The sequence below is a fragment of the Wolbachia pipientis genome, from assembly GCF_023661085.1.
Taxonomy (GTDB): domain Bacteria; phylum Pseudomonadota; class Alphaproteobacteria; order Rickettsiales; family Anaplasmataceae; genus Wolbachia.
Window position 1 is genome coordinate 1 of record NZ_JAHDJT010000076.1, and the last position, 6,662, is coordinate 6,662.

The following is a 6,662-nucleotide window of genomic DNA, read 5'->3' on the forward strand; positions in this document are numbered from 1 at the left end:
AAATGAAAAAGACATGCAGCCGCTATAATTTGATACAATCCACCAAAAAATACCCTGAGTTTTTTACTGAATTTTGTCATTGAGCCTGCAGATCAAAAACAAGTTTTGAGTCAAAAATACCCTTAATACCATGATAATGGGACTGGCGAAGGTTGTCAAGTAGTTTTTTTGTTTCTATTGAATAGCTTTTCTTTACTGTTGTCTGTCCGCTTTTTGTGTAGTGAGAACTGGTATTAGTTTCAGAACTATGTAAAAAGTCCAATATAATTACCGCAATAGTAAAAACATGAATAAAAGCATTTCATCATTTGAGAGAAATTTATTTTCTAGGTTTGTGAATTTCTCTGAAAGATGACTTTTTGCGCTGCCTTGAGTAAGATGAACGGTAATAGATTAAACGGAAAAACAGTGTAGAAATAATAGGTCTAATAGGTGACTTTATACTGTTGTTAAAAATCCATATCCGTATGCTAAATGCAAAGCTTAAAAGCCCAGTTAGTATAGGTACTGTGTTTGACTCTTTGGTCAACATCCAAAACAGCCAAATAATGGATAAAGATGCAGAGAAGAGTGGAAAATGCTTCAATGCTGCCGTCCACTCATTAGGTTTTGGTAAAAATTTAAGTGTGTTAGGAAAAAATGATACAACGAAGTATGGAAGTGTAATGCCTAAGCCAAGAAATAAGAAAATGCTAATAGAGATAAGTATTGATGACTGAGTAAGAGCAAAACCTATGGTAGGTGCCATAAAAGGTGTGATGCAGGGAACTATAACCAGCGTTAAAAACATTCCACCGAAAAACTGCTATTAGCTTTATCTGAACGAGAAAAGATGAGAGTAATGTCAACCAAGCCAAAGAAACATAAGCCTATTGCAAACATTACATACAGTAATATTAGTATAAAAACAGGAGATTGTGTATGAAAACCCCAGTCCATTGCATAACCTATGTTACGTCACGTTAGTAGCGTTAAGGACAATATCAACATGCTAGTCAGTACTCCAAGAGTGTAGGCTATGCCATTTAATTTCAATTTAAATGAGTTGCTAGGGCCATTGATTATTGCTGCTGCTTTTAGAGAAAGAACAGGAAAAATACAAGGCATAAAGTTAAGTATCACACCACCGATAAACGCGTATGCTGAATTTATTAGAAACCCCACAATTTTACATATAATTAAAACTATAATACAGTTTGAAGTAAAAGAATCTACTTAAATAGTCAATTGACTTTTTATGCTGGCATGCTAGAAATTTTACACTCCCTGTGTTGATGTATCAGAAATTTTGTACTTTGCAAGCGTAGCTCAGTTGGTAGAGCGTCAGTTTGTGGGTCGCCAATTTGATCCTGGTCGCTTGTCCCACTAAAATTTTTTGCTCTACAGAAATATAAGCATAAGCATGCTTCATACATACTTACTTAGTGTATCCGTTTAGAGGCATGGCTAATGTACAAATATTGAAGCTAAAGTGGTGTCATGTAAGGATTTAGAAAATATTACTAAAGCAAACCGAAGTGCCTAAAGAAGCATGTATCTAATCTTGCAAAGAGTAATCAAATTACTCAACATGAAAAGGGCAAAGCAACTTGGTATGTAGCTCAATAAGATATATATTCATTTTGAATTGTAGGGAGGTCTAAGCTATGCTTACAAGGATGACAAAGTCTCAAAAAAAGCCTAATATAACATAAAAAGCTTTATGAAAATTAGAGTTGGAGTAATAGGCTGCTTAGGCAGAATGGGCAAAAAAATACTTAGTGAATTGACCACAAATACCAAAGTAGAGATAGCAGGTGCTGTTGCCCGTGCAGATAGTAAATACGTAGGCTTAGATATAGGGCCAATTATAGGCCACAGCTTCAATTTAGGAATCAAAGTTACAAGTTCTATTAGTAACATATTTGAGTCATCTGACGTTGTAATAGATTTTACAACTAAAGAATGTATGTTAGACTGCCTTAAAGCGGCTGTAAAGTTTAAAACACCGCTGGTTAGTGGTACAACTGGAATAGAAAAGATCGATTTAAAAAAGTATGCTGCTGAGGTTCCGATATTATGGTCGGCAAATATGAGCGTTGGAGTTAATGTATTGTTGAAATTGGTAAAAAAAGCTGCTGGACTTTTAGGTAACGAATACGACGCTGAAATTTGGGAAATGCACCATCACTTAAAAAAAGATTCGCCATCTGGAACAGCTATAGAACTTGGTAAAGCAATTGCTAGTGCTTCAGAAAGAGATTTTCAACTCAGTCAGTATTTTCATAGTTATTTAAAAATAAGAGAAAAAGGAAAAATAGGATTTGCAGTATCTCGTGGAGGTGGGGTGATAGGAGATCACAGTGTAATGTTTATCAATTCCGATGAACGGGTAGAATTAAATCACAAAGCAATTGATCGCACAGCGTTTGCTAAAGGGGCTATTCAAGCAGCAATATGGCTATATGAAAATGAAAGAGGAACACCAGGACTCTATTCAATGCAGGATGTGATATGAATGATACACGTGCCTCTGTCAAAAATTTAAATCTCTGGTATGGCTCTAAGCAAGTTCTATTCGATATAAATTTGGATATTTATAAAAGAAAAGTTACTACTTTTATCGGGCCATCTGGGTGTGGTAAATCAACCTTTTTGCGCTGTTTTAATCGCATGAATGATTATGTACCAGGGTGCAAAGCTGTTGGTGAGTTGGTTATCAACGGGCTAGGTAATATATATTCACGTGATATGGATGTTGTGCTACTTAGAGCAAAAGTTGGCATGGTATTTCAAAAGCCAAACCCCTTTCCAAAGTCAATATATGATAACGTTGCTTATGGACCAAAATTACATGGCATGGTGAAGAATAGGCAAAAATTAGATGAAATGGTGGAAAATAGTTTAACTAAGGTAGGTTTATGGGAAGAGTTGAAAGATAGATTGCAGGACAGCGCATTGGATTTATCTGGTGGCCAACAACAGAGATTGTGCATTGCCCGTGCAATTGCAGTGAAGCCAACTATTTTGTTAATGGATGAACCATGCTCTGCTCTTGATCCAATGGCAACCAATGCAATCGAAAATCTTATACAAGAACTAAAATTAAGATTTACTATAATTATGGTAACTCACTCGATGAAACAAGCTAAAAAGCTGTCTGATAGCGTAATTTTCTTTTGTAACGGCAAGATTGTTGAATCCGGAAGTGTTCAAGAAATATTTGAAGATGCTCAATCCCCCTTAACGAAAGAGTATATTCTGGATCATTAAATTCCGCTATGCACAAGAACTTTGCTCTCAATAGCCTCGTTGGCAATAACACGGCTTTCAAAATCGATATTTATTATGTCAGGTAGCGAGTTGACATCAGCGTAACCATCAAAACTTTCTACCGTTGACTTCACCACCTTTACTACCTCCAAAAAGCCGATTCGTGACTTCAAAAATCCATTAACTGCTATCTCATTTGCAGCATTGAGCACAATACTATTTGTATGTGGGGAAGAAGAACTTAACACTTCCATACTGAGCTTTAGTGCAGGAAAGCGCTCGTAGTCTGGCTCTTGAAAGGTCAATTTTTTTTGCTTTATTAAATCCAATTTATGATTTAAAGCTGACCTTTCTGGCCAAGACAGAGCATATGAGATGGGAATTGACATATCAGTTTCTGCAAGCACAGCAAAGTTAAAACCATCCTTGTAAACTACAACTCCATGTATTATCGATTCAGGGTGTACTACTGCCTCAATTCTATTTGGGTTAATGTCAAACAAATTATGTGCTTCTATTACCTCTAGCGCTTTATTCATCATTGTTGCACTATCAACCGAGATTTTCTTTCCCATATTCCAAGTAGGGTGACTTAGTGCTTGGTTTGCCACAACATTTCTTAATTGCCCAAGGCTACAATTTAGAAATGGTCCACCAGAAGCAGTGAGTATAATCTTTTCTACGCATCTATCATCACTTTGCAAAACTTGAAAAATTGCGTTGTGTTCAGAGTCAACAGGAATTATCTGTACATTCTTTTCTTTAGCTTTCTTAAGTAGTAATTTTCCACCACAAACAATACTTTCTTTGTTTGCTAGTGCAATGATTTTGGTACCACTCCCTATAACCTGCATGACTGGTTCAAGACCTGCAATGCCAACTATTGCAATAACTGAGAGCTCAACGGGCAAAGAAGCAACATTCGCTAAACCTTCAGTACCAGCTTCTATTTTGATGTTTGTATTAAGTAGACTTTCTTTTAAATCTTTATAAAACCTTTCATCGGAGATGGCAACGTATTTTGCATTTAGCAGTTTTGCTTGATACGCCAGTAGAGCGAAATTCGAATGGGCACTGAGTACTTCTACCTGGTATTCTTCTTTTTTCTTCAGTAGTAAGTCTACAGTCTTTTTTCCGATACTTCCTGTTGATCCTAAAACTGAAACCTTTTTCACTAAAACACACTCATGTTAATCAAACGAGCTAAACCTATTCTCATTTAGCAGTTTCTGGACTTAACCACCAAGCTCATGTCCATGGTCATCGCCAACAGATGGTAAAGGACCGGGCGAAAAAGACTGACCATGGTAATCACCTGCATCATGCATGTCGTGTAAACCTTCAGCGTTGTGAGCCATTTCGTTGCTGGCATGGGGATAATCGTCCGGATGAGGTCCCCCATCACCGTGACCCATATCCATCCCTTCCGATGGCATATCTTCCCTACCTCCACCACCTGAAAAATGTTCTGCAAGGCTTTCGAGAAATTTTATGCCAAACATATTACCTGATTTACCAAACAACGTTACTAAGCTACTACCATTTACCAAACCTTCAAATACGTTACAGTAAGCAGGAATTGCTCCTTCATGAAAGTTGAACAACCATTTCATTCCATCTACAATTGTTGCAACAGAGTCACTATGACCAAGACCAAAGCCACTCTTTTCTCCTTGGTGTTCTTGGTGTTGTTGTTGAGCTTGCCACTCTGCAATATTTGGACCTTGAGCTTCAGTCATAAACTTTTATTCTAAACCTTAAACTACTATATTTTACCACAAATATTGAAAAATATCAATAGGGCTACTATTTTATGAACGACAACACGCTTTTAAGCACTTATTGATGAGACTAGCGAAGCGGTTTTACGATAACCGCAATAATTATAATTATTATCAATACTGTAACAACTTCATTTAAAATACGGAAATAAACGTGATTTTTCCTATTTAAGCCCATTGCAAAGTTTTTCCTGTGCTTTGCAAGTAGTCCGTGAACAACAAACATAAAGAATAATGCTAGTGCTTTGATGTGAAACCACCCTTCGCGGTATGCCTCTCTCATAACCATTAATGCGATGCCAAAACCAAGCGAAAAGAGCATTGCAGGGTTTACGATAAACCTTAAAAGTCTTTTCTCCATTATTTTAAGTAAGCTATCGCTTTCCGATCCTGGCTTTACAGTTGCATGATAGACATAAAGCCTCGGTAAATAGAGCATACCTGCCATCCACATGATGACAGAGATAACGTGAAAAGCTTCGAGCCAGTGGTAATAATCCATTACAAAACGTTGAAATTTCTGATATTGTCTGAGTTTAACGAAAAAGAAATCGATATGAAAGCGGAAAATTTCACTAAAGAACAGGTGGTTGGATTCTACAGGAAAATGCTACTCATACGCAGATTTGAGGAAAAAGCAGGACAATTGTATGGAATGGGCTTAATAGGCGGATTTTGTCACCTATCGATAGGACAAGAGGCAGTTGCAGTTGGAACGCAAGCTGCGTCAAAGTCCGGTGATGCTTTTATCACAAGTTATAGAGACCATGGTTTAATGCTGGCATGTGGCTCTGATCCAAACGTTGTGATGGCAGAACTGGCTGGTAAAGAAACGGGATGCTCAAAAGGTAAAGGTGGTTCGATGCATATCTTTGATATTGAAAAAAAATTCTTTGGTGGACATGGAATAGTGAGTGCACAGGTTCCAATTGGCACAGGGATAGCATTTGCTAATAAATATAAGAAAAAAGACAACGTGGTATTCACGTATTTTGGCGACGGCGCTACAAACCAAGGGCAAACATATGAATCATTCAATATGGCAGCTTTATGGAAGTTACCTGTGGTTTATATTATAGAGAATAACGGATATGCCATGGGCACTTCTGTAGAAAGATCAACTTTAGTAACTGAGTTATATAGGAGAGGAGAGGGTTTTGGCATTCCTGGAAAGCAAGTTGATGGAATGGATTTCTTCTCTGTTTATGAAGCGACAAGTGAAGCAGCCAAGTACGTGCGTAGCGGAAAAGGGCCTATTCTGCTTGAAATGAAGACATATCGATATCGCGGTCATTCGATGTCAGATCCTGCAACTTATCGTTCAAAAGAAGAAGTTGAAGATATGAAGCAAAACCACGATCCTATAAGCACTTTGAGGAAGTACATGGTAGATAATAAGATTGCTTCAGAGGAAGAATGCAAAGTAATGGATAAAGAAGTGCGCGATTTAGTGAAAAAATCAGAAGATTTTGCCAAAAATAGCAAAGAACCAAGCGTTGATGAGTTATATACTGATATTTACAAATCTATCAACCGTTAACTGTAAAAAACTACTTGACAACCTTTGCCAGTCTCATTATTATAGTATTGAAGCTATTTGTTTAACTTCCCAATCTGTACAGGTTAAAA

At 37.2% G+C, this 6,662-nt stretch carries 8 protein-coding genes and 1 tRNA gene; 6 read left to right on the forward strand and 3 right to left on the reverse strand.

Going from position 1 to position 6,662, the window contains the following annotated elements; genetic code table 11:
- Nucleotides 1-467: 467 nt before the first annotated feature.
- From DM84_RS04045 to pstB, 5 genes are all read left to right on the forward strand, one after another.
- The gene (locus DM84_RS04045; protein WP_250778492.1) at nt 468-719 is read left to right on the forward strand and encodes a hypothetical protein; all 252 of its coding nucleotides are present in this window, start codon (nt 468-470) and stop codon (nt 717-719) included.
- Between the two features lie 299 nt (nt 720-1,018).
- Nucleotides 1,019-1,219 (forward strand): hypothetical protein, encoded by a 201-nt coding sequence (locus tag DM84_RS04050; RefSeq protein ID WP_250778494.1) that lies wholly within the window; start codon nt 1,019-1,021, stop codon nt 1,217-1,219.
- A gap of 78 nt (nt 1,220-1,297) precedes the next feature.
- A tRNA-OTHER gene (locus tag DM84_RS04055) sits at nt 1,298-1,365 on the forward strand.
- A gap of 337 nt (nt 1,366-1,702) precedes the next feature.
- Nucleotides 1,703-2,497: a 4-hydroxy-tetrahydrodipicolinate reductase gene (gene dapB, locus DM84_RS04060; protein WP_250778497.1), complete on the forward strand. Its 795-nt coding sequence runs from the start codon at nt 1,703-1,705 to the stop codon at nt 2,495-2,497.
- Complete coding sequence (gene pstB / locus DM84_RS04065; RefSeq protein ID WP_250778499.1) at nt 2,494-3,252, forward strand: phosphate ABC transporter ATP-binding protein PstB; 759 nt, start codon at nt 2,494-2,496, stop codon at nt 3,250-3,252. Before dapB ends, pstB begins: the two co-directional genes overlap by 4 nt.
- Here pstB and dxr read toward each other — a convergent pair.
- The 3 genes from dxr to hemJ all read right to left on the reverse strand — a co-directional run bounded on the left by dxr (nt 3,249) and on the right by hemJ (nt 5,535).
- Entirely contained in the window at nt 3,249-4,427 is a 1,179-nt protein-coding gene (gene dxr / locus DM84_RS04070; RefSeq protein ID WP_250778501.1) for a 1-deoxy-D-xylulose-5-phosphate reductoisomerase, read from the reverse strand. The two genes, pstB and dxr, sit on opposite strands and share 4 nt — an antisense overlap.
- A 60-nt stretch (nt 4,428-4,487) precedes the next feature.
- Complete coding sequence (locus DM84_RS04075) at nt 4,488-4,991, reverse strand: hypothetical protein (protein ID WP_250778503.1); 504 nt, start codon at nt 4,989-4,991, stop codon at nt 4,488-4,490.
- A 112-nt stretch (nt 4,992-5,103) separates the two neighbouring features.
- Nucleotides 5,104-5,535: a protoporphyrinogen oxidase HemJ gene (gene hemJ, locus DM84_RS04080; protein WP_250778506.1), complete on the reverse strand. Its 432-nt coding sequence runs from the start codon at nt 5,533-5,535 to the stop codon at nt 5,104-5,106.
- Between the two features lie 54 nt (nt 5,536-5,589).
- Between hemJ and pdhA the strand changes: the two genes are divergently transcribed.
- Nucleotides 5,590-6,573, forward strand: coding sequence for a pyruvate dehydrogenase (acetyl-transferring) E1 component subunit alpha (gene pdhA, locus DM84_RS04085; protein ID WP_250778519.1), 984 nt, complete (start codon nt 5,590-5,592; stop codon nt 6,571-6,573).
- Nucleotides 6,574-6,662 lie beyond the last annotated feature (89 nt).

Bases quoted from the DNA above. Each gene is read 5' to 3' on its own strand.
- DM84_RS04045 (WP_250778492.1), top strand. From the start codon at position 468: ATGCTAAATGCAAAGCTTAAAAGCCCAGTTAGTATAGGTACTGTGTTT.
- DM84_RS04050 (WP_250778494.1), top strand. From the start codon at position 1,019: ATGCCATTTAATTTCAATTTAAATGAGTTGCTAGGGCCATTGATTATT.
- dapB (WP_250778497.1), top strand. From the start codon at position 1,703: ATGAAAATTAGAGTTGGAGTAATAGGCTGCTTAGGCAGAATGGGCAAA.
- pstB (WP_250778499.1), top strand. From the start codon at position 2,494: ATGAATGATACACGTGCCTCTGTCAAAAATTTAAATCTCTGGTATGGC.
- DM84_RS04075 (WP_250778503.1), bottom strand. From the start codon at position 4,991: ATGACTGAAGCTCAAGGTCCAAATATTGCAGAGTGGCAAGCTCAACAA.
- hemJ (WP_250778506.1), bottom strand. From the start codon at position 5,535: ATGGATTATTACCACTGGCTCGAAGCTTTTCACGTTATCTCTGTCATC.
- pdhA (WP_250778519.1), top strand. From the start codon at position 5,590: ATGAAAGCGGAAAATTTCACTAAAGAACAGGTGGTTGGATTCTACAGG.